General features: G+C 53.3%; 22 protein-coding genes. 12 read left to right on the top strand and 10 right to left on the bottom strand.

Translation table 11 applies throughout. The features are described 5' to 3' along the window. Positions 1 to 12: 12 nt before the first annotated feature. Genes AC790_RS14645 through osmV form a run of 3 tightly spaced genes read left to right on the top strand, consistent with a single transcriptional unit; the run spans position 13 to position 2,732 of the window. Complete coding sequence (locus AC790_RS14645) at positions 13 to 939, top strand: glycine betaine ABC transporter substrate-binding protein (RefSeq protein WP_007887884.1); 927 nt, start codon at positions 13 to 15, stop codon at positions 937 to 939. A gap of 9 nt (positions 940 to 948) precedes the next feature. Beyond that, positions 949 to 1,596: an osmoprotectant ABC transporter permease OsmW gene (gene osmW / locus AC790_RS14640; RefSeq protein WP_007887885.1), complete on the top strand. Its 648-nt coding sequence runs from the start codon at positions 949 to 951 to the stop codon at positions 1,594 to 1,596. Continuing rightward, positions 1,596 to 2,732 (top strand): osmoprotectant ABC transporter ATP-binding protein OsmV, encoded by a 1,137-nt coding sequence (gene osmV, locus AC790_RS14635; RefSeq protein ID WP_007887886.1) that lies wholly within the window; start codon positions 1,596 to 1,598, stop codon positions 2,730 to 2,732. Before osmW ends, osmV begins: the two co-directional genes overlap by 1 nt. 144 nt (positions 2,733 to 2,876) lie before the next feature. Here osmV and AC790_RS14630 read toward each other — a convergent pair whose 3' ends face one another. The 4 genes from AC790_RS14630 to AC790_RS14615 form a co-directional block, all read right to left on the bottom strand. Next, positions 2,877 to 4,250 carry a nucleobase:cation symporter-2 family protein gene (locus tag AC790_RS14630; RefSeq protein WP_049852248.1) on the bottom strand — a complete coding sequence of 458 codons (1,374 nt, stop codon included), beginning with the start codon at positions 4,248 to 4,250 and terminating at the stop codon, positions 2,877 to 2,879. 180 nt (positions 4,251 to 4,430) lie between these two features. Further along, a complete protein-coding gene (gene bioD, locus AC790_RS14625; protein ID WP_049852247.1) occupies positions 4,431 to 5,132 on the bottom strand; it encodes a dethiobiotin synthase in 702 nt (233 codons plus the stop codon). 105 nt (positions 5,133 to 5,237) lie between these two features. Beyond that, complete coding sequence (locus AC790_RS14620; RefSeq protein ID WP_049852246.1) at positions 5,238 to 6,455, bottom strand: ROK family protein; 1,218 nt, start codon at positions 6,453 to 6,455, stop codon at positions 5,238 to 5,240. Positions 6,456 to 6,589: 134 nt separating this feature from the next. Further along, the gene (locus AC790_RS14615; protein ID WP_049852245.1) at positions 6,590 to 7,486 is read right to left on the bottom strand and encodes a LysR family transcriptional regulator; all 897 of its coding nucleotides are present in this window, start codon (positions 7,484 to 7,486) and stop codon (positions 6,590 to 6,592) included. A gap of 94 nt (positions 7,487 to 7,580) precedes the next feature. On the opposite strand from AC790_RS14615, the gene AC790_RS14610 reads away from it, so the two are divergent. The 3 genes from AC790_RS14610 to AC790_RS14600 all read left to right on the top strand — a co-directional run bounded on the left by AC790_RS14610 (position 7,581) and on the right by AC790_RS14600 (position 10,805). Then, on the top strand, positions 7,581 to 8,837 hold the full coding sequence (locus AC790_RS14610) for an MFS transporter (RefSeq protein ID WP_049852244.1): 1,257 nt from the start codon (positions 7,581 to 7,583) through the stop codon (positions 8,835 to 8,837). A 169-nt stretch (positions 8,838 to 9,006) separates the two neighbouring features. Beyond that, positions 9,007 to 9,264 carry a hypothetical protein gene (locus AC790_RS14605; RefSeq protein ID WP_007887902.1) on the top strand — a complete coding sequence of 86 codons (258 nt, stop codon included), beginning with the start codon at positions 9,007 to 9,009 and terminating at the stop codon, positions 9,262 to 9,264. Positions 9,265 to 9,620: 356 nt separating this feature from the next. Further along, positions 9,621 to 10,805 carry a sugar transporter gene (locus AC790_RS14600; RefSeq protein ID WP_049852243.1) on the top strand — a complete coding sequence of 395 codons (1,185 nt, stop codon included), beginning with the start codon at positions 9,621 to 9,623 and terminating at the stop codon, positions 10,803 to 10,805. An 85-nt stretch (positions 10,806 to 10,890) separates the two neighbouring features. Here the strand turns inward: AC790_RS14600 and AC790_RS14595 are convergent, their stop codons facing one another. Then, a complete protein-coding gene (locus AC790_RS14595) occupies positions 10,891 to 11,148 on the bottom strand; it encodes a YdgH/BhsA/McbA-like domain containing protein (protein ID WP_007887905.1) in 258 nt (85 codons plus the stop codon). 294 nt (positions 11,149 to 11,442) lie between these two features. Here AC790_RS14595 and AC790_RS14590 point away from each other — a divergent pair, with 294 nt between their 5' ends. Next, complete coding sequence (locus AC790_RS14590; RefSeq protein WP_049852242.1) at positions 11,443 to 12,093, top strand: TetR/AcrR family transcriptional regulator; 651 nt, start codon at positions 11,443 to 11,445, stop codon at positions 12,091 to 12,093. A gap of 75 nt (positions 12,094 to 12,168) precedes the next feature. On the opposite strand, the gene rhaM is transcribed toward AC790_RS14590, so the two are convergent. The 4 genes from rhaM to rhaB are packed head-to-tail and all read right to left on the bottom strand — an operon-like array spanning position 12,169 to position 16,047. After that, positions 12,169 to 12,483, bottom strand: a complete 315-nt coding sequence (gene rhaM / locus AC790_RS14585) for an L-rhamnose mutarotase (protein ID WP_049852241.1) — start codon at positions 12,481 to 12,483, stop codon at positions 12,169 to 12,171. Next, on the bottom strand, positions 12,473 to 13,315 hold the full coding sequence (rhaD, locus tag AC790_RS14580) for a rhamnulose-1-phosphate aldolase (protein WP_007887913.1): 843 nt from the start codon (positions 13,313 to 13,315) through the stop codon (positions 12,473 to 12,475). Before rhaD ends, rhaM begins: the two co-directional genes overlap by 11 nt. Positions 13,316 to 13,325: 10 nt before the next feature. Then, positions 13,326 to 14,582 (bottom strand): L-rhamnose isomerase, encoded by a 1,257-nt coding sequence (locus AC790_RS14575; protein ID WP_007887917.1) that lies wholly within the window; start codon positions 14,580 to 14,582, stop codon positions 13,326 to 13,328. Further along, the gene (gene rhaB / locus AC790_RS14570; protein ID WP_049852240.1) at positions 14,575 to 16,047 is read right to left on the bottom strand and encodes a rhamnulokinase; all 1,473 of its coding nucleotides are present in this window, start codon (positions 16,045 to 16,047) and stop codon (positions 14,575 to 14,577) included. Before rhaB ends, AC790_RS14575 begins: the two co-directional genes overlap by 8 nt. Positions 16,048 to 16,337: 290 nt before the next feature. Between rhaB and rhaS the strand changes: the two genes are divergently transcribed. Further along, the gene (rhaS, locus tag AC790_RS14565; protein WP_007887937.1) at positions 16,338 to 17,159 is read left to right on the top strand and encodes an HTH-type transcriptional activator RhaS; all 822 of its coding nucleotides are present in this window, start codon (positions 16,338 to 16,340) and stop codon (positions 17,157 to 17,159) included. A 15-nt stretch (positions 17,160 to 17,174) separates the two neighbouring features. Beyond that, on the top strand, positions 17,175 to 18,041 hold the full coding sequence (gene rhaR / locus AC790_RS14560; protein WP_007887939.1) for an HTH-type transcriptional activator RhaR: 867 nt from the start codon (positions 17,175 to 17,177) through the stop codon (positions 18,039 to 18,041). Positions 18,042 to 18,068: 27 nt separating this feature from the next. On the opposite strand, the gene rhaT is transcribed toward rhaR, so the two are convergent. After that, entirely contained in the window at positions 18,069 to 19,103 is a 1,035-nt protein-coding gene (rhaT, locus tag AC790_RS14555) for an L-rhamnose/proton symporter RhaT (protein WP_049852239.1), read from the bottom strand. A 366-nt stretch (positions 19,104 to 19,469) separates the two neighbouring features. On the opposite strand from rhaT, the gene AC790_RS14550 reads away from it, so the two are divergent. From AC790_RS14550 to aldA, 3 genes are all read left to right on the top strand, one after another. After that, positions 19,470 to 19,793, top strand: coding sequence for a hypothetical protein (locus AC790_RS14550; protein WP_007887943.1), 324 nt, complete (start codon positions 19,470 to 19,472; stop codon positions 19,791 to 19,793). A gap of 14 nt (positions 19,794 to 19,807) precedes the next feature. Further along, a complete protein-coding gene (locus AC790_RS24760; RefSeq protein WP_007887946.1) occupies positions 19,808 to 19,906 on the top strand; it encodes a YoaK family small membrane protein in 99 nt (32 codons plus the stop codon). A gap of 201 nt (positions 19,907 to 20,107) precedes the next feature. Continuing rightward, positions 20,108 to 21,544 carry an aldehyde dehydrogenase gene (aldA, locus tag AC790_RS14545; protein ID WP_049852238.1) on the top strand — a complete coding sequence of 479 codons (1,437 nt, stop codon included), beginning with the start codon at positions 20,108 to 20,110 and terminating at the stop codon, positions 21,542 to 21,544. Positions 21,545 to 21,566 lie beyond the last annotated feature (22 nt).

Here is a 21,566-nt window from a genome sequence, read left to right as displayed (position 1 = left end):
AGGAGTTTTGTGATGGCCACTGCCAATAAGCTGGCGCGCTGGGTAAAACGTACTGCGCTGGCACTGAGCGCGACGCTGCTAATCAGCCAAAGCGCCGCCGCTGCAACCCCCATTACCATGGCGACCAAAAGTTTTACTGAGCAACACATCCTGTCTGCGATGACGGTGCTGTGGCTGCAGAAGAAAGGTTTTCAGGTGATTCCGAAGACCAATATCGCCACCACTATTGGTCGTAACGCGATGATCAATAAACAGATTGATATGACCTGGGAGTACACCGGGACTTCACTGATCATCTTTAATCACATCAATAAGCCGATGTCGACCGAAGACGCCTATAAGACGGTGAAACAGCTGGACGCCAAACTGGGATTGGTGTGGCTCAATCCTGCCCCGATGAACAACACCTATGCGTTTGCTATGCAGCGTGACCGCGCGGACAAAGAAGGCATCAACACCATGTCGCAGCTGGTGGCGAAGCTGGAAGAGGTGCGCAAGAACGATCCGGACCACAACTGGAAACTCGGTTTGGATCTCGAATTCTCAGGACGCTCCGATGGCCTGAAGCCGCTGCAAAAAGCTTACAACATGCCGCTCGACAGACCGCAGATTCGCCAGATGGATCCCGGCCTGGTGTACAACGCGATTCGCGATGGGTTTGTTGATGCCGGCCTGATCTATACCACCGATGGCCGGGTGAAAGGCTTCGAACTCAAGGTATTAGAAGATGATAAGCACTTCTTCCCAAGTTACAACGTCACGCCTGTGGTGCGTCAGGATGTGCTTGAGAGCCATCCAGGGTTAGATAGCGCGCTCAATCAGCTGTCGGCATTGATTAATGACGAAGCCATCACCGAGATGAACAAGCGCGTCGATATCGATCATCAGTCACCGCAACAGGTGGCGCGTGATTTCCTTCAATCTAAAAACATGCTGTAAGGAGGCGCTGTGGATACCTTGCATTACATCATGAATAACTGGCACACCTTGATGACGCTCACCTGGCAACATACGTGGCTGGTGCTGGTAGCGGTCGGTTTCGCGATCATGGTTGGCGTGCCGCTGGGCATTTTGATTGTGCGCTTCAAATGGCTGGCGACGCCGGTATTGGGTATTGCCACCATTGTGTTAACCATTCCGACCATTGCATTGTTTGGCTTGATGATTCCGCTGTTTTCGATGATCGGCCAGGGCATCGGCGCCCTTCCCGCGATTACTGCGGTTTTCCTCTATTCGTTATTGCCGATTGTGCGCAATACCCATACCGCACTGGAGAATTTGTCGCCGGGCCTGCGTGAAGCCGGTCGCGGGATTGGCATGACCTTCTGGCAACGCCTGCGCTGGGTAGAAATTCCGATGGCGCTGCCGGTGATTTTCGGCGGTATTCGTACTGCGGTAGTGATGAACGTAGGTGTCATGGCGATTGCTGCGGTCATTGGTGCCGGCGGCCTGGGCCTGCAGCTACTCGACGGTATCAGCGGCAGCGATGTGCGCATGTTGATTGCTGGTGCTTTAATGATTTGTTTGCTCGCGATTGTGCTTGATTGGCTACTGCACCGTTTGCAGTCGGCGCTGACTCCTAAGGGGATTCGATAATGATAAAACTGGAAAACCTGACGAAAACCTTTACGCAAAAGAACGGCACGTCATTAAATGCCGTAGATAACGTCAGCCTGGAAGTCCCTGCCGGGGAAATGTGTGTGCTGCTCGGCCCATCGGGCTGTGGCAAAACCACGACGCTGAAGATGATTAACCGCTTGATCCCGTCTTCAAGCGGCAGAATTTTAATCAACGGTGAAGACACCAGCGGACAGGATACCGTGACCCTGCGCCGTAACATTGGCTATGTCATCCAGCAGATTGGTCTGTTTCCGAACATGACTATCGAAGAGAACATCACCGTGGTGCCGCGCATGCTCGGTTGGGATAAAAAGCGCTGCCGCGAACGCGCCACGGAGCTGATGAGCATGGTGGCACTCGATCCGACCAAGTTCTTGCATCGTTACCCGCGTGAAATGTCCGGTGGGCAACAGCAGCGTATCGGCGTGATTCGCGCGCTGGCCGCTGATCCACCGGTATTGCTGATGGATGAACCTTTCGGTGCGGTCGATCCAATTAACCGTGAAGTGATTCAGAACGAATTCCTTGAGATGCAGCGTCAGCTGAAGAAAACCGTGATGCTGGTAAGCCACGATATCGATGAAGCGCTGAAGCTCGGCGACCGCATTGCGGTGTTTGGTCAGGGTAAAATTGTGCAGTGCGCCAGCCCGGATGAGCTGCTGGCAAAACCCGCCAACGATTTTGTCGGCTCTTTTGTCGGACAGGACCGTACGCTGAAACGTTTGTTGCTGGTGCAAGCGGGCGATGTCACCGATCAACAACCTACCATCACCGTGCAGCGTAATACGCCATTGCAGGAAGCTTTCGCCACCATGGATGATAACGATATGCGTTCGGTGACGGTGGTGGATGAAGATGGCAAGCCACTGGGTTTTGTAAAGCGTCGCGAAGCGCGTGCCGCAACGGGCCGCTGCGAAGAGATGCTGCATACCTTTAAAGTGACGGGCAAAGCGGAAGAAAACCTGCGCGTAGTGTTATCGAAACTCTATGAGCACAACACAGTGTGGATGCCGATTGTTGATGAGGATGGGCGTTACAGCGGCGAGATATCGCAGGATTATATTGCTGATTATCTGAGCTCTGGACGCACGCGTCGTCGGTTGAATCCGTAAAATTTTGTGCAGTCGCCGAGGGGCATATGGCAGAAAGTAAAGTCGCCATAAATCGTCCCTGAGGCTCAGCCCGCGCCTTCCCTGGCGCGGGATGCTTTACTCCTCTGCCATATGCCCCTCGGCTCTTTGACTCGGTGCGTTTAGTTAGGGCGATTCCTCCACCGTTTTAACTGCAACCACTTCACCACGTTCAGCTGGCAGAATCACATTAAGCACAATCGCCAGTATCCCACCCGTAGTTACCGCATGACCAAACAGGTTGCTTACTAGTGAAGGAAACTGTTTCAGCACTTCAGGTACCGCTTCTACGCCTAAGCCGATACCGAACGAAACCGCGACAATCAACATCTCGCGACGTCCGAGCGGCGTTTGCGTCATCACGCGAATACCTGCCGCAACTACGCTACCAAACATCACAATAGTTGCTCCGCCTAGCACCGGCGGCGGAATCTGCTGCAGCAAATAACCAATGGTTGGGAACATCCCGAGCAGCAGCAACATCACACCAATCACCATGCCAACATAGCGACTGGCCACGCCGGTCATCTGGATGACGCCGTTATTTTGCGCGAAAGTGGTATTTGGAAAGGCAGAAAAAACCGCAGCGAGTAAGCAACTAATCCCGTCGGCAAAAATGCCGCCCTGCATACGGCGCTCAAACTCCTCGCCCTCAATCGGCTGTTGCGACAGCATGCAGTTGGCCGTGAGATCGCCAACCGCTTCAATCACCGCAATCACAGAGACCAGCGCAATGGGCACGAAGATGGTCCAGTCGAAAGCAAAACCAAAACGAAACAGTTCAGGCATCATCAGCCAGGGCGTCTCCGCCATCGGCTTCAGGCTGAGATGTCCGGTTAACGCTGCCGCGATACAACCCACGGCAATACCGGCAACCACCGCGACAAGGCGCGTCCAGCGATTTTGCGAACGGTTTAACACAATAATCACCAGAAGCGTCAGCGCCCCCAGCGCCAGGTTGCCGGGTGCACCGAAATTGGTGGCGTTATGTCCCCCGGCCCAATCGGTGATGCTGACCTTAATCAGGCTGATACCAATTAAGGTAATCACGGTGCCGGTCACCACCGGCGTCAGCACTTTACGCAATGGCGCAATGCAGCGGCTGATCAGCATCGGAATCATGGCCGCGACCAGGTTGCAACCAAAGATCATCGCCATGATCTCTTCGGGCGATCCACCGCGTGCCTTGACCATTAACCCTCCCGATAAAATTACCCCGAGAAAAGCAAAACTGGTGCCCTGCAGGCAAATCATCCCGGCGCCAATCCCCATAAAGCGACGCGCCTGCAGAAATGTCCCCAGACCAGAAACCACCAGCGACATGCTGATCAGGTAAGGAATCCACGCCTGGAGTCCCAGTACGGAACCGATAATCAGCGGTGGCGTAATAATGCCAACGACGCTGGCCAGTACATGCTGCAGTGCGGCACAAAATGCAGGCAATGGACCGATGCGGTCATTCAGCCCATATAACAAACCTTTTTCATCTGATTGCGACATAACGCGGCTCCGGCAAGATATTCATCAGAGGAGCTGATGCATGAATCACGCCATCGCGAAAGAAACAGTGCGTTTTTTATAATAAGAAATTGAAATCATGAGGATTTAACTGAAGAGTAGGAATGGCCGAGCCATGAAACCATGGGTTCAGCCATTGATCATTTGCTGCATTTTGTTTCATCAGGCGGCGGGCTTTGCACTATCGTCGTGCGACAACACCGTATTCAGTAAAGAAATATCCAGGTAGCCGCTCAGTTCGCGCTGTTCGGCGCGTGGAAGATAAGGCAACTCGCCGAGCAGTGGCGCAGCCAATTTTTCGCGTAAAACCGCAATGATTTCAGCGTAATGCGCTAAGCCGGGATTAATACGATTCGCGACCCAACCCACTAATTGCAATCCATCAAGCGCAATGGCATCGGCGGTCAGTAAAGCGTGGCTGATGCAACCCTCTTTAATTCCCACCACCAGCACCACCGGCAGATGCTCTTGTTGCACCCATTGTGATAAAGGCTGCCGATTGTTCATTAAACTGCGCCAGCCGCCGGTGCCTTCCACCACCACGCGGGCCGCGCACTCCTGTAACTCCTTCAACCCCTGACTTAGCTGTGCATAATCAACGTGCTGTGACGAGCCGGTGCTAATCGCATCCTCTTCCAGAATGATAGGGTTAACGGCGTGATAAGGCAGAGTGAGACCGGAAGAGTGCTGTAGTAACACTGCATCTTTATTGCGTAATCCTTCCGGCGTGATATGCGCGCTTCTGGCAACAGGCTTGAAACCTGCGGCGCAGACATTCGCTTGGGCAAAGCACTGCAACAACGCGCGTGAAACCACGGTTTTACCCACCGCGGTGTCGGTACCGGTGACAAAAAGCGTTTTCACCTTTCTCCTCCTTCATTAAAGCGATGTGTAACGTGCGAAGGAGGCAGTTTAAGGAAATGTTTTTAACGGCAGATTGCGTTAGCGCAAACTTAAGGCGGGCTGTCATTATCCCTGCAACAGTTTTACCAATAAATGGCCGCTATAAAGCGCGTCTTTTATCAGCGCAGCGCCGCCGAAGGTGCCAGGATCGCTGAAAGCCGTTGGTGTCAGCTGAATCTCGCTACTGTAAGCCGGCAATGCCTGCTGACGGATGGTACTGCTCACCGCAGGAAACAGGACATCAGCCGCCTGATTAAGCGGCGAACCGATAAGTATTTGTTGAGGATTAAAGATGTTGACCATCATCGCCAGCATGCGGCCAACATGATGCCCGACACCGGCGATGACGTCGCGCGCCAAACGATCGCCCTGCTGCGCAGCGGCACAAAGCGTGTCAATGGTGAGTGGTGCCTGATGCAAGAGGCTATCTGGCTGTGATGGCAAGCGCTGCGCCGTCAGATTCAACAGACTTCCGGTGCTGGCCACGGTTTCGAGACAGCCATTATTGCCGCAATAACACTGCTGGCCATAAGGATCGATTTGCGTATGCCCGATCTCCACCAGAGTGCGGCCACTTTTATGCAGCAGCTGTCCTCCGCTGATCACACCGGCGCCAACGGTTTCATTGATCACAATCTGAATCACATGCTGTGCACCGCTTGAGGCACCAAACAGCGCTTCGGCTAACGTCCAGGCAGAAATATCATGCTGCACAAAAACCGGTAAACCGGTGCGCTCTGCCAGCGTTTCGCCTAAGGGCATATCCTGTACGTCATAACCTGGCATACGATGCACCACACCGGATGCGGCGTTAATTAATCCCGGCAAGGTAATGGCGATGGCCGTTAAACGCTCCAGCTTGCTTTGGTGGCGAATAAAGAAGTCATTCACTACATCATGCAGCGTTTGCAGCAGCGGTTTTTCAGCGGTGGCGTGTAACGGCAAACGATCTTCCTGCAACGCGCGCGTGCTGAGATCGCGCAGCGTCAGCGTAATCTGTCCCGGTTGAATGCGAACGGCGAGATAGTGCCAGGCTAACGTATCGAGAATGAGACCAATCGCTGGACGACCGCGGCTGCCCGGCTCCTGAAATTCGGTTTCCTGTACCAGATGGGCATCGAGCATTTCACGCACGATTTTGGTAATACTGGCGGGTGCTAACTGGGCACGTTTAGAAAGCTCAATACGCGAAATCGGGCCGTAAAGGTCAATCAGTCGGTAAACCACACCTGCGTTGGTCTGTTTTATCTGGTCAATATGGCCAGGTTGACTGTACAGATTCACGCCCTGCTCCCATTATTTTCGCGCTTCTAAATAAACAGCAGCTATGGTGATGCAGATTGACCGGCAGCGTCAAATATTTGATTAGAAATGTGATTTATCGCACATAAAGTTTATGCCGCTGCCTGCAAGGTGGTTCAAATTTCTGCGTTTTGTAGCATCAACGACATCATATGAGTCATCTGCGCACTGGGTTCGCGCATTGCTGACCACACCAGCCAAACTTCAGAAATCGCGTCACTCTCCTGTAACGGAATCCACACCACATCTGCCAGGCGCGCGCGCCGGAATGAAGCGGGTAAAATCGAAACGCCAAGACCGGTCGCCACCAGTCCAAGAATAGTCATCGCTTCGCCCACTTCCTGGGTAATAAAGGGTTTGATTTGATAGCGATGCAGCAGTGCCAGAATTTCACCATACAGCGCAGTTCCACCCTGCGGATCGAAAAACACAAAGGGTTCTTTGGCCAGCGCCTGAATGGAGATCGATTCAGCATCGGCCAGTGGATGCGCCCAGTGCACCACCGCGCAAAGCGGCTCACGCAGCAACACGCGATGCTGCAGATCAGCCGGTAACGGCGTATTGCGCATTACCCCCAGATCCAGCCGGTTATCATGCAGAGGCGCCAGCTGCTGACGCGTATTGTTCTCCTGCATCTGAATGTGCACGTCCGGCCAGCGCTGACGAAATTGATAGAGCGCATCCGAGACTAATCCGGTAAAAGGAGCCGAAGAGGTAAAACCAATCCGCAACTCGCCCTCCTGACCACTATGTACACGCGCGGCGCGGCGAGCGGCTTGATCAACCTGCAGTAATATCGTGCGCGCATCCTGCAAAAACAGTTCGCCAGCCGGCGTAATTTGCACGCTGCGATTGGTGCGCGTGAACAGTTGCGCGCCAATCTCCTGCTCCAGCTGTTGAATCTGCTGGCTGAGCGGCGGCTGTGAAATATTCAGACGCTGCGCGGCACGACCAAAATGCAACTCTTCGGCGACCGCGATGAAATAGCGCAAATGACGTAACTCTATATTCATATGTTAAACGTTTCATTTGAGATTATTAATATATTGTACAACCTATTCGCCCTTTCCTACAGTAACGCTATGCTTCCCAAACCGAGGATGTTCCGTGAGTCGCTCTTCCCAGGCGGTGATATTCGATGAAGACGAGATATCGGTAAAGCCTGCTTCAACTGCAACCCCTTCAGAATGGATTGAACGCGGATCGCCGCAGTTTATGCGCGTGACGCTTGCCCTGTTCTCCGCCGGCCTTGCCACTTTTGCTCTGCTTTATTGCGTGCAGCCCATTTTGCCGGTGCTGTCACAGCAGTTTGGCGTTTCCCCGGCGCAAAGCAGCATCTCGCTCTCGCTTTCGACCGGCTTAATGGCGTTGGGATTGCTGTTTACCGGTCCATTATCTGATGCGATTGGCCGTAAATCGGTAATGGTCACCGCTCTGTTACTGGCCGCCATTTGTACCCTAATCTCGGCGACCATGAGCAGTTGGCAAGGCATTTTGCTGATGCGCGCATTGATCGGTTTATCGCTGAGTGGCGTCGCGGCGGTTGGCATGACCTATTTGAGTGAAGAGATTCATCCGCGGGTTATCGCCTTTTCAATGGGGCTGTATATCAGCGGTAACTCGATTGGCGGCATGAGTGGACGTCTGCTCACCGGCGTACTCACCGACTTCTTCTCCTGGCGTGTCGCGGTTGGAGTGATTGGCTGCTTCGCGCTGGCGGGGGCGCTGGGGGTCTGGGAAATTCTGCCGGCATCACGCCCCTTTAGGCCCGCCTCGCTTCGTCCGCGCAGTTTATTGATCAATTTCCGCCTGCACTGGCGTGATAAAGGTCTGCCGCTGCTGTTTGCCGAAGGCTTCCTGCTAATGGGCGCGTTCGTCACGCTATTCAACTACATCGGATATCGTCTGCTCAGCGCGCCGTGGTCTTTGAGCCAGGCGGTGGTGGGTTTACTCTCGGTGGTGTATTTGACGGGGTCATGGAGTTCGCCGAAAGCCGGTGCCATGACCAGCCGCTTCGGGCGCGGCCCGGTAATGATTGCTGCCACCGCGATCATGCTGGCTGGTCTACTGCTCACGGCGTTCAACTCGCTGTGGCTAATCTTACCTGGCATGATGCTGTTCACCGCCGGCTTCTTTGCCGCACACTCGGTGGCCAGCGGCTGGATTGGCCCACGCGCGCGCCGCGCTAAAGGCCAGGCATCGTCACTCTATCTGTTCAGTTATTACGTTGGCTCTAGCGTGGCGGGTACGCTGGGCGGGGTTTTCTGGCACAGCTATGGTTGGAGCGGCGTCACCGCCTTCATTAGCCTGCTATTGTTAATGGCTTTGCTGGTTGGCTGGCGTTTGCAGTGCCGAAAACTGTAATACCTTTCATCTTTTAAGCGGGGCGTTAGCGCCCCGTTCTCTTCTGCGGCCCACGTCATCCGGCATTCTGCCAGTCCCAGATAAAACAAAACGTCCATTCATCGCTATAATTCATTCCATTCCAACAATAGTTAGACTTTTTATTATTTCACAGCAATGAGGCCGTAAGATGGAACTCTATTATTACGTCGATAAGCATGCCGGCTATAACGACAACCATGTAGTACATGCAACGGGATGCCCGTTCTTACCTTCCGATAATGCACGGCGTTTTCTGGGTACCTTCTACACGCCCAACGCGGCTATTCAGCAGGCGCGTAAATTTTATGCCAGCGCGTTAGGATGTGAGCACTGCTGCCCGATTGGGCTAAAAAAAAACATGACAACCCAGAATAGCGTGGCACTAAAACATATGGTGAGACTCTGATAATAGTGGTCTGAGAATGGCCGGACAGCGAAGTCATTTTGTTAAGCAGTACTGAGGCGTTTCATAATAACGATAAAATTCAGCTTAATATTCACTGGATCTTCCTGCAGCTTTTAAGCGGTAAGATCCAGCCGTCCATTCTCAGCGCTAAGGTCGATACGTTGCAGCAAGAAACAATAATAACCTCAGGCTATTAACCACGCTTTCGGCGATAAAAAATATTCAGTAATAAAAGCCCGACAAAAGGTTTCCCTCAGCTCATTAATGCTCCACAATAGCGGCAATTTGTGACACCGGTCACTTAAATTGGGTGCAACGCCGGCCCTTTCACTCGCTGTCTGACAGATTTGAACTCCATGCAATCTACTACCGTCTCCCGTAAAACAGCCTGGCTGCGCGTCGTGCTGCTGGCTATTGCCGCTTTTGTTTTCAATACCACCGAATTTGTTCCGGTCGGTTTGCTGTCGGATATTGCCGCCAGTTATGCCATGAAGACTGCCGATGTCGGCATCATGCTGACTATCTATGCGTGGGTCGTGGCACTCTTATCGCTACCGTTAATGTTGCTGACCCGCAACATTGAGCGGCGTTTGCTGCTGTCAATCCTGTTTATCGTCTTCGTCGCCAGCCATGTGCTCTCCTCCGTGGCGTGGGATTTCACCTCATTGGTAATCTCGCGCATTGGTATTGCCTTAGCACATGCGGTGTTTTGGTCGATTACCGCTTCGCTGGCCATTCGCGTAGCGCCTGCCGGTAAGAAAACCCAGGCATTAAGTATGCTGGCAACCGGTACGGCGCTGGCGATGGTGCTGGGCGTACCGATTGGTCGTATCGTTGGTCAGTATCTTGGCTGGCGCACGACTTTTGGCATGATTGGTCTTTCGGCATTAGTCCTGATGATTTTGCTGATGCGCGTCTTGCCACGTCTGCCAAGCGAACATACCGGTTCGCTGAGCAGCGTGCCGATGCTGTTCCGCAGACCCGCGCTGGTGGCCATGTACATCCTGGTCACAGTCGTGGTAACCGCGCATTACACCGCTTACAGCTACATCGAACCCTTTATGCAAGTGGTCGCGAATGCTGATGCTAATTTCACCACCCTACTTCTGCTGCTGTTTGGATCGGCTGGGATTATCGGCAGCATATTGTTCAGTACCCTGGGCAACAAATTCCCTTCGGCAATGCTGATCGCCGCAATTGCGATGATCACACTCAGCATGGGGCTGCTGGTGTTTGCTGCGGTGCGTCCCGCAGCTATCACCGTGTTGTGCATCATCTGGGGCATGGCGATGATGATGATTGGCCTGGCAATGCAGGTGCGCGTACTGGCGCTGGCGCCAGACGCTACCGACGTCGCCATGTCGCTATTCTCGGGTATTTACAACATCGGTATTGGCGCCGGTGCCTTGCTGGGCAACCAGGTTAGCCTGCATATGAATATGTCAGATGTTGGTAACGTGGGTGGCATTATTGGTCTTGCCGCGTTGTTCTGGTGCATTGCTATCTTCCGCCGCTATCCGCAGTTACGTTCTAACGGATAATAAAAAAGGCTTCAGAAGGATAATCTTCTGAAGCCTTTTACTTGCCTCGCCCGCCGCGCGTTTCCGCGCTTCGCACAATAATCAACTAGTTATAAATTACCGCTGTGCCATTTAACTTGTTGTTGCCAGAGGTCGAAGTGATGCGGAAAGACTTTGCTCCGGCAGCATTGGCCTTTTCCGCTAGCTGATTCTCCAGCGATGTCAGGTTAGTACTGCCTGATGCGCTAATCACGCCAACTTGTTGTTGATTCAGTGGAGCCTCGTTCACCAGATCGGCAGCCATGCTACCAAATGCGATTGAAGACAGGGCTACAGCGGCCAGGGTCAGTTTAATGCTTTTCATAATTTTCTCTCTTTCACAGATGAATTGGGGTCGGTTGCGATTAAGTTAACAACCGTTAATTAAATGCTACTGCCGAAAGGGTGGCCGCGTCAATCATTTTATTAACGGTCATTATTTTAATGGGAAGTGGCGTGATTATGGGCTTCCGCGCCCTTTTTGACTTATCCATTCGGGTGCTTTGCCAGGTTAAAAGCACAAACGGGCAAAGTGCTCCCCGCACATTTCCGGCTGCGCTTGCATATTTAGTTAGTGATCGGTAATTTAATTGAGTGTTTTTAAAGTTTGAGGTGCCCAATGACAGAAATTATCGATGCGGTGAACCGTAAAACGCGTGGCCGCCCGAAAGTGTTTGATCGCAACGATGCTCTTGATAAGGCATTGATGCTGTTCTGGGCGCATGGTTACGAAGGCACGTCGCTGTCCGATTTGGTCAATGCAACCGGCGCGAAAGCCCCTACGCTTTACGCAGAGTTTGAAAATAAAGAAGGTTTATTCCGCGCGGCAATGCAGCGTTACATCGAGACATTTAGCGCGCAGCGTAATGCCGTGCTGAATGATGATGCTCTGGATGTGAAAACGGCGATTGAAGCCTATTTCCGCGCGACTGCCGCTTGTTTCACTGAATGTGACAAACCCGCTGGCTGCTTCTTTATTTGTACGTCCAGCGCGTTATCTTCAGGCTCAGAAGAAGTGGCGCAAATGCTTGCTCAACAGCACCATGCGCAGGAATCAGCCTTGAAGGCTTTTCTTGATACAAGGCAGCAGCGCAGCGAATTGCCGCAATGTGCCAACAGCACCACGTTAGCCCGCTATCTGGCCTGCTTATTACAAGGAATGTCGGTTCGCGCTCGGGAAGGCGCCGATCGTGCAGATCTTGACCAGATTGTCGATACGCAGATGGCGATATGGCCCGCTCTGGCAGGATATTGTGAATTAAGTGCTTAATATTATTCAGGCCGACGTCATTGCCGGCCTGAATATTGCCTCTGCTCGCTTACTGCATGCAGAGGCAAATCAGAGTTACGGCAAGAAAAACATCGGTTTCAATGCCGCACTCAGCGGACTGTGATCCGCATTCGAAGGCATCAAATCTTTCATCGATGCCCACCAGCGCTGGCACACTTCCGTTTTCGCCACCGCATCCCAGCGCGCTTCAGATTCAATTTCCACGCTAGCGAACAGCAGATTACGCTCCTCATCCAGCCAGATGGCGTAGTTGTGCGCGCCATGTGCTTTCAGCGTTTCTGCCAGCTCCGGCCAAATCGGTGAGTGACGACGCAGATACTCATCATGGCAGTGAGCATGTACCTGCATCACAAAGGCTTTACGCAACATCACTGCGCTCCGCCTGCAGCGCAGCCTGCCACGGTTTAACGTTGAAACGCTCGCCCAACGCAATCAACTGTTCAGTCGTGATGCTTTGACGAATGCCGCCCATCGAAAGCGCTTTAACCACCACTTCGGATGACTTCTCAGCGGTATCGATCAGTCCAAAGGTCTCATCAAGATTTGGACCCGCACCAAATATGCCGTGGAACGGCCACATCACAATACTGTGATTTGCCATGGCATCGGCGGTAGCCTGACCAATACCATCGGTACCCGGCACCATCCACGGCAGGATCCCTACCCCATCCGGGAACACCACCAGGCATTCGGTGCTGCCTTCCCAAAGCAAACGCGTGAAACGCGCGGAATCCAGATCCACCACATAGCTCAGCGCCATAAAGTTGGTGGCATGGCAGTGCATAATGACGCGATCAACGCCGTTTGAGATCTGCTTACGCACGCTATGTGACTGGAAGTGCGCCGCCAGCTCGGAAGTGGGCAAGCCGCCATTACTTAATCCCCAATGGATTTTGTAAGACAACCCTTTGTCATCCACCTGCAGCAGCGCGAGGCAATCAGCAGGATCGATCTGCACGTTGCGGAAAAATTTGCCCGAACCGGTTACCAGGAACCAATCATTGGCCAGCGCCGGAGCTGGTTTGGTCAATTCGATACAACGCGGTTCTGCGTAGAAATCAGTGGTGAAATCCTGAACTTCTTCTGGTAATAAACGCAGGCTGACGTTGCCGCCGTTACGCTCATCCCAGCCCTTTAACCACATGTCGCTAGTCGCTTTAACCATTCCCTGAACAAAAGCGGAAGAGAGAATTTTTTGCATAGTTTGTCCCTTAACGTTGACGCAGTGTTTGTTGTTCGTAATGACGGACTTCGCTCAGCCAGCTGGCATCAGCCGGGACATCGTGGCGCAGGCACCAGGCTTCCCAAACGGCTTGCCACGGCAGGGATTTTTGCTCTTCCAGCATCGCCAGACGCCCGGTGTAATCCCCTTCGCTCTCGAGCTTGCGTAACTGATCCGTGGGCTCCAGCAGTGCGCGTAGCAGCGCTTTTTTGGCATTGCGCGTGCCGATAACCCAGGCCGCGATGCGGTTAATCGAGGCGTCAAAAAAGTCGAGGCCGATATGCACTTTGTCAAACAGCTTGTGGCGGGCAATCTCGGTGGCAATGGCTTGTGTTTCATCGTCGAGAATCACCACGTGATCGCTATCCCAGCGCACCGGACGGCTCACGTGCAGCAGCAGGCGTGGCACATACAGCATTGCCGTAGAGATCTTGTCGGAAATGACTTCAGTTGGATGGAAGTGACCCGCATCAAGCGTTAGTGCAGTTTGGCGGCTGCTGGCGTAACCGAGGCAGAATTCATTGGAACCCACGGTGTAACTTTCGGCACCGATACCAAACAGCTTGCTCTCTACCGCATCAATATGATGCGCGGGATTGAGTTTTTCACTGATCACGTCATCCAGTGCGCTGGCCAGACGTTGACGGGGAGCCAGGCGATCAACCGTAAGATCCTTCATGCCATCCGGCACCCAGATATTCATCACGGAAGGGCTACCAAGCTGCTCACCAAAGTGGGCGGAGATGCGGCGGCTGGCTTTACAGTGGTCGATCCAGAACTGCCGAATACCTTTATCCGCGTGCGATAACGTAAAGCCATCCGCACTCAACGGGTGGGAGAAGCAGCTTGGATTAAAATCGAGACCCAATTTATGCGTTTTAGCCCACTCAACCCAGTTGCTGAAATGCTTAGGTTCGATCGCATCACGTTCAACGGGTGTATCGCTCTCCAGATAAATTGCGTGCAGGTTGAGGCGTTTGGCGCCCGGAATTAATGACATCGCTTTTTCAACGTCAGCACGCAGTTCATCCGCATTGCGGGCACGGCCCGGATAGTTGCCGGTGGCCTGAATACCGCCGGTCAACTCACCGTTGGGATTTTCGAAACCGCGTACGTCATCACCCTGCCAGCAGTGCATCGAGACAGGAATGCCATCCAGTTGTGCCATTACCTGTTCCACATCTACGCCAATTGCTGCGTAGCGTTGTTTGGCCAGTTCGAAGGCCTGTTCAATCAGCTTAGTCATATGCAAGTTCCTTAGCAGGTTGGCTCAGCGCCGCGAAGCGTGCCTGATGGGCAGCGAAGGCGCCGTTGTTCAGCGGTTCAAATTTTTCTAACGGGAAGTTTTGGCTAATGCAGCGGCGCAGATCGCTAACGTCACGCAATTCGCCTAAGGCAATCAGCTGGCAACCGATGTTACCGAGCGTTGAAGCCTCGATGGGTCCGGCCAACACGGGCAGCTGGCAGGCATCGGCACAGAGTTGATTTAGCAACGGATTTTGACTACCTCCCCCCACCACATGCAGCTGACGCAGCGGCGCACCACGCAGTTGGCCGAGTTCGCCAATCACCTGGCGATACAGCAATGCCAGGCTATCGAAAATGGTACGGGCCAGGGCGGCTGGAGTTTGCGGAACCGGCATGTGCTGCTCGGCACAGGCGTTTTGAATCTCCTGCACCATGCTGTCTGGGTTGATAAAACGACTGTGATTGGGATTAACCAATGCGCGGCAGAGAGGCTCTTTTTCGGCCTGGGCGATGAGCGTGCAGAGATCGGTTATTTGCAGTTCGCTGCAGACACGTTGTAATAACCATAAGCCCATGATGTTTTTCAGGACGCGGTAACCCTCTGCGCCACCTTCATTGGTAATGTTGGCGTCAAGCGCGGCAGCGCTGACACAAGGCTGCAAACTCTCAATGCCCATCAGCGACCAGGTGCCTGAACTCAGATAGGCGGCATCATCCTGCATCAACGGCGTAGCCAACACGGCACTGGCCGTGTCATGTGTAGCGACGGCCACCACCGGAATCTGATTGCCACTGGCGCTGGTCCAGTAACCCACGGTATTGCCCGGAGCCGTCGGTTTACCCAACCACGTTGCAGGGACGCCAGCCCAGGCGAGCAAATCGCTATCCCATTCGCCGCTGTGAATGTTAAGCAACTGGGTAGTAGTGGCATTGGTATATTCCCAATTCATCTGGCCAGTAAGGCGATAATGCAGATAATCAGGAATCATCAATGCATGCTTAACCTGCGCCTGCCAATCCGGCTGCTGCAGATGCAGCGCACGCAGTTGATAAAGGGTGTTGAAGGGCAAAAATTGAATACCGGTACGCTGATAGATTGCGCCTTTACCCAAGTCCTTGATGGCCTGAGCCATATGACCTTCCGTCCGCTTATCGCGATAGCTCACCGCTTCACCGACACGCTCCCCGTTGGCATCCAGCAACACCAGATCAACACCCCAGGTGTCGATCCCAATGCTGTCCGGCACAATACCTTCCTCATCTAACTGAGCCAGCCCGAGACGAATTTCCTGCTCGAGACGGTCCAAATCCCAACAATCATAGTCGGCACGGCGCACCCGCTGATTCGCAAAGCGGCGGACTTCACGCAGGCTGATGTGCTGATTCGCTGAATTCCATTGTGCGAGCATCACGCGCCCGCTGGATGCGCCTAAATCAATGGCAACAATGTTACGCATACTCATGGCGTGCTCTTCCTGTAATGAGATGGCTACAGCTTAGAAATCTCTGCTTTTTGCCACCTTCCCCTTACTGCCAGTGCGTAATAGTCGCTGGCAGACTGACAAAGAAGTTCGTGAGAAAGCTCACAGAACCACATAAGGAGAGAGTTGTGAGCCTTGCCGCATTTCCGTCAATCCGGGCTGAGATCTTGAAAAATTAGCCATTTTCCTGCGTCACTCAGATCAAAATTCAAGGTAAGGTGCTGAACGCCTGCGTAGACTCGGCTGCAGTTAAGTGAGTTGAGAGGCAAATCATGACCGTTTTACATAGCGCAGATTTCTTCCCTGAAGGGAATTACGCCATCGCCATTGAGCCGCGCGTGCCGCAGCAGGCATTTCCCGAACATCATCATGATTTCCATGAAATTGTGTTGGTTGAGCACGGTTCAGGTATCCATGTGTTTAACGGTCAGCCGCAGGCGTTATCTGCTGGCTGCGTTTGCTTTGTGCGCGATCACGATCGCCATCTCTATGAGCAGACGGAGAATTTGTGTCTGACCAATGTGCTCTACCGCAGCCCGGCAGCGTTTCGTTTTCTCTCGGGTTTGCAGGATCTGCTGCCACGCGAAGAAGAGGACAAATATGCTTCGCACTGGCGCATTAATCACAAAGTCATGGCGCAGGCATTGCAGATAGTGACGCAGATGAAGCAGCAGGATGGTTGGTCACTGGAGCGGCACGCGCATCAGGAGCAGCTGTTTCTACAGCTGCTGATTGTGTTGCGCGAAGCGGCTCATAACGATCAATTGCAGGATCAGGAAGCGCGGTTGCATCGGTTGCTCGACTGGCTCAATGAGCACTACAGTGAAGATATTGTGTGGGATGCGCTGGCCGACCGCTTTTCGCTGTCATTGCGTACCCTGCACCGCCAGATGAAGCAGCAAACCGGCAATACGCCGCAGCGCTACCTCAATCGGCTTCGCCTGCTACAGGCGCGGCATTTACTGCGGCATAGTGATATGCGCATTACAGACATCGCCTATCAGTGTGGATTTGGTGACAGCAACCACTTTTCCACGCTGTTCCGGCGGGAATTTGGCTGTGCGCCCAGAGCGGAGCGCCAGCAGATGCTATAACGGGAGCGTTTCCTCATGTCGCTGATCCTTACGCGCGAAGACTATTTTCCGGCCACCAATCTGCCGATTGCGGTGGCCGAGCGCATGCCGCAGCCCTCCTTCCCTCCGCATCGCCATGAGTTCAGTGAAATTGTGATTGTCTGGCGTGGCAACGGCCTGCACGTGTTAAACGATCGCCCGTGGTTGATCACCTGCGGCGACGTGTTTTACATCCGCGATAATGATTGCCACAGTTATGACAGCGTCAACGATTTGGCGCTGGATAACATTCTTTACTGCCGCGATCGTTTTCGTCTTGAGCTCGACTGGAGCCAGTTGTTGCCACCGCAGGAGGAGAACTCGCCGGCATGTTGGCGTTTAACCACCCGCGGTATGGCATTGGCTCGCGGTGTCATTAGCCAACTGGAGCGAGAAAGCCGCAAAAGCGATTCGCTATCCGTTCAACTCTCTGAAGCGCTGTTTTTACAGCTTGCGCTGATTTTGCGTCGTCATGGTTATGCCGCCGACCGCCCCTGGGCACTGCCGGAGGGCGAGCAGCTGGATCTGCTGATGTCAGCATTGCAGGGTGCAATCAGCCGACCATTCGATTTGGCGGTGTTTTGCCAGCAGAATCAGTTGAGCGAGCGGGCGTTAAAACAGCTTTTTCGTCAGCAAACCGGTATGACCGTAGGGCACTATTTGCGACAACTACAGCTCTGCCAGGCAAAGTACCTGTTGAGAACCCAGGATGGCTTAATCAGTGAAGTGGCCGCGCGCTGCGGCTTTGATGACAGTAACTACTTTTCCGTGGTGTTTACGCGAGAAACAGGTTTAACGCCAAGTGCGTGGCGGCAGCGTTTCCTGCCGCAGCGCGAACCCTCAACTGAGAAGGCCAAAGCCTGACGCATCATCTATGCGTCAGGCTTTTCATCAGGCCGCCATTCCCAGGCCAACAATGTTGGCGGCAATAATAATCACCACGCAACCCAGTGACAGCACGCGTACCGGACGTTGCCCCACCGACTTCCACTCTTTCAGCACCAGTCCCACTAACCCACCGCACAGTACATAAAGACTCATATGCAGCATCCAGCTGACAAAGTCATATTGTGCTGGGATTTTGGCGTGGCCCCAGGCATAAAAGAAAAATTGCAGATACCACATGGTGCCGCCTAATACCGCAAAGGCGATATTGGCAAGCAGCATCGGCTTGGCCACGGAGAAATCACGACGCACCGAAAGATCGCTTTTCACCGCCAGCCGAATAAAGCAATAAGCCAGATTCACCAGCGCACCACCGCCCATGATCACGACATAGCTCGGCAGCGCCACGTAAAGTGGATTGATACCCAGATTCGCGGCGGCTGCATGCATCGGCTTCGCAGCGTCCATGGCGAACGACATGCCGGCGGAGAAGATGCCGCATAAGATCGCCAGCACCAGTCCCTTCTTCAGATTAAACTCTTCCGCATTGATGCCCAGCGCGCGCTCTTTTAACAGACCAGCACGTGAAACAATCGCTACGCCGATTAACGCCACGAACACGCCGAGCAGCGTCATGCGTCCACCTGCTGAGCTGAACAGCTCGACAAAGCGGCCTTGCAACAGCGGCGTCATCAAGGTTCCCACCACCAGGGTAATGCCGATGGCAATCCCAATCCCCATCGACATGCCGAGGTAGCGCATGGTCAGTCCATAGTTGATGTTGCCGATGCCCCACATGGCACCAAACAGAAATACGGGCAGCAGTTGGGAGAAGCTAAAACTGCTGTAATAGGCCCAGAAATTTGGCAGCAACACCGCGCTGACTGCCCACGGCAGGATCAGCCACGACATGATGCCGCCCACCGACCACATCGTTTCCCAAGACCACTTTTTCACCTGCTTAAATGGAGCATAAAAACAGGCGGCACTGGCGGCACCCACCAGATGCCAGAAAATACCTGCAATGATGGCACTGTTCATTGTTATTCCTTCGTAAGGTTGAGGCCAACAGGAAACCGGCGGTTTCCCGATTACCGGCAGTCTACGGTGGGCAGCTTTTCTTCAGCCTTTGGATGGCTGCCGGAAAGCGCAGGTAGCTGGCAAAATTCGGGGGGTCGTCAACATAAGGATCACAAAATCGCATTTGCAGGCAGGTCACGTTCAGATTTTCATAAGTTGCTTATTATTCGGAATTTTTTCTCAATGTGTTGTGTTGATCAGCACAGTTTTTGGTTTACTGCCACCGTGTCTATTAACATGGCAGTCACACAAAGCCGCCAGCCAGACTTTCCCCTATGGCAAATAATCCGTATAACGTTGGGAAAATCATCAAGACGAAGGATTGAGATGAATACCAAAAGATTGAGACTACTGCTGTCGCAATCAGTGAGTCGCGTGATGCTGGATGACATCCGCGCTATCGTGCCGGCGCAGGCGTTAAACGTCTTTATTAATGGATTGGATGAGGCACACTACGCCACGCTGGATTGCGTGCAGAGCGAAGAGAATTGCGCTTTGCTGGCCTCGGTGATTGTCGTCTGGCGACAGTTGGGGCAGGTTCACCATATTCATTATCAGAAAGGTGAACATCTGCGTCAGGTGGACGACGCGACGCAATTCCAACTGTTTAGTATGATGAAAACCCATCGCGCTATTGTTCAGCTCGCCTAACTCTCGGGATTATTATGAAAATCGGACTGCTATTCCCCATTGCTATCATCATTGCAGGCATCAGTTTTCTGGCCTGGTTTATTGCCAGCGGCGCGGCGATGCCCGGTTCATGACACGCTGTTAACACGCGTATTTTGCTGCTAACCCGCTGAAAGCGCGGCATTTCGCCAGGAATGCTGCGTCTGTCGTGTTGATCTTCCCTTCTTTGCCATCCCTTTCTGCGCCCTGGCAGTGACAAAAAGGTGCGACACCGCATTCTGTTTCACTCTGCACTTCACAAACTTTTAACGAAGAAGATCGCGGAGCCCCTGCAAATGACAACACATCACCAACATTATATTAATGGCGCGTTTGTGGCCGATCACCACGACAAGTGGATTGAAGTGATTAATCCGGCAACGGAAGCGCTGCTGTCGCGCGTGCCGGAAGGCAGTAAGCAAGACGCCGCACAGGCGATCAACGCCGCCGAAGCGGCACAGCCGGGTTGGGAAGCGCTACCGGCGGTAGAGCGTGGCAACTGGTTACGTAAAATTGCCGCTGGGATACGCCAGCGTGAAGCAGAACTGTCCGCCACTATCGTTGCCGAGGGCGGTAAAACGCAGGGTCTGGCACAAACCGAAGTCCTGTTTACTGCCGACTATCTGGAGTATATGGCCGAATGGGCGCGTCGTTATGATGGAGAGATCATTAACAGTGACCGTCCAAATGAAAACATTTTTGTCTTCAAAAAAGCCATTGGTGTCACCACCGGTATTCTGCCGTGGAACTTCCCCTTCTTCCTGATTGCACGTAAAGCGGCACCTGCACTGGTGACCGGTAACACTATCGTGATCAAACCCAGTGAGCTGACGCCAAATAATGCGGCGATCTTCGCGCAAATCATTGATGACATTGGCCTGCCAAAGGGCGTGATCAACATGGTTTACGGCTATGGTCCGGAAATTGGTCAGGAGCTGGCAGGCAACCCGAAAGTGGGCCTGGTGAGCCTGACCGGCAGCGTTAATGCCGGTATCGCCACCATGGAAGCCGCGGCAAAAAATGTCACCAAAGTGTCGCTGGAACTCGGTGGCAAAGCGCCGGCTATCGTGATGGATGATGCCGACCTGGATTTAGCGGTGAAAGCAATTGTTAGTTCCCGCGTCATCAACACCGGACAGGTGTGTAACTGTGCCGAGCGTGTTTACGTGCAGGAGGGCATTTACGATCGCTTTATCAGCGCACTGACTTCGGCTATGCAGCAGGTGAAGTTCGGTAACCCGGCGGAGCACAACGACATTGATATGGGACCGCTCATCACTGCGGCCGCATTAGAACGGGTTGAGCAGAAAGTCGCAAAAGCGGTAGCGGATGGCGGCAAGGTGCTGCTGGGCGGCAAACGTGCCGGTAATAAAGGCTTCTATTTTGAGCCGACCATCATCACCGGCGTGCGTCAGGATATGGAGATTATGCAGGAAGAGATTTTTGGCCCGGTACTGCCGGTAATGCGCTTCAAAACTCTCGACGAAGCGGTGACGCTGGCCAACGATTGCGCATATGGGCTAACGTCTTCGATTTATACCCAGAATCTGAACACCGCAATGGTAGCGCTACGTAAGCTGAAGTTTGGTGAAACCTACATCAATCGTGAGAATTTTGAGGCGATGCAAGGGTTCCACGCGGGCTGGCGTAAGTCGGGGATCGGGGGCGCCGATGGACGTCACGGGTTAGAAGAGTTTTTACAGACGCACGTGGCCTATTTACAGTTCTCATAAGGAAAACCCGGTGCGCATTGCT

The organism is Pantoea sp. RIT-PI-b (assembly GCF_001187905.1).
Lineage (GTDB): Bacteria > Pseudomonadota > Gammaproteobacteria > Enterobacterales > Enterobacteriaceae > Pantoea > Pantoea nemavictus.
Note: the sequence above shows the minus strand (reverse complement) of the source record. Positions and strands in the feature narration are given on the sequence as shown.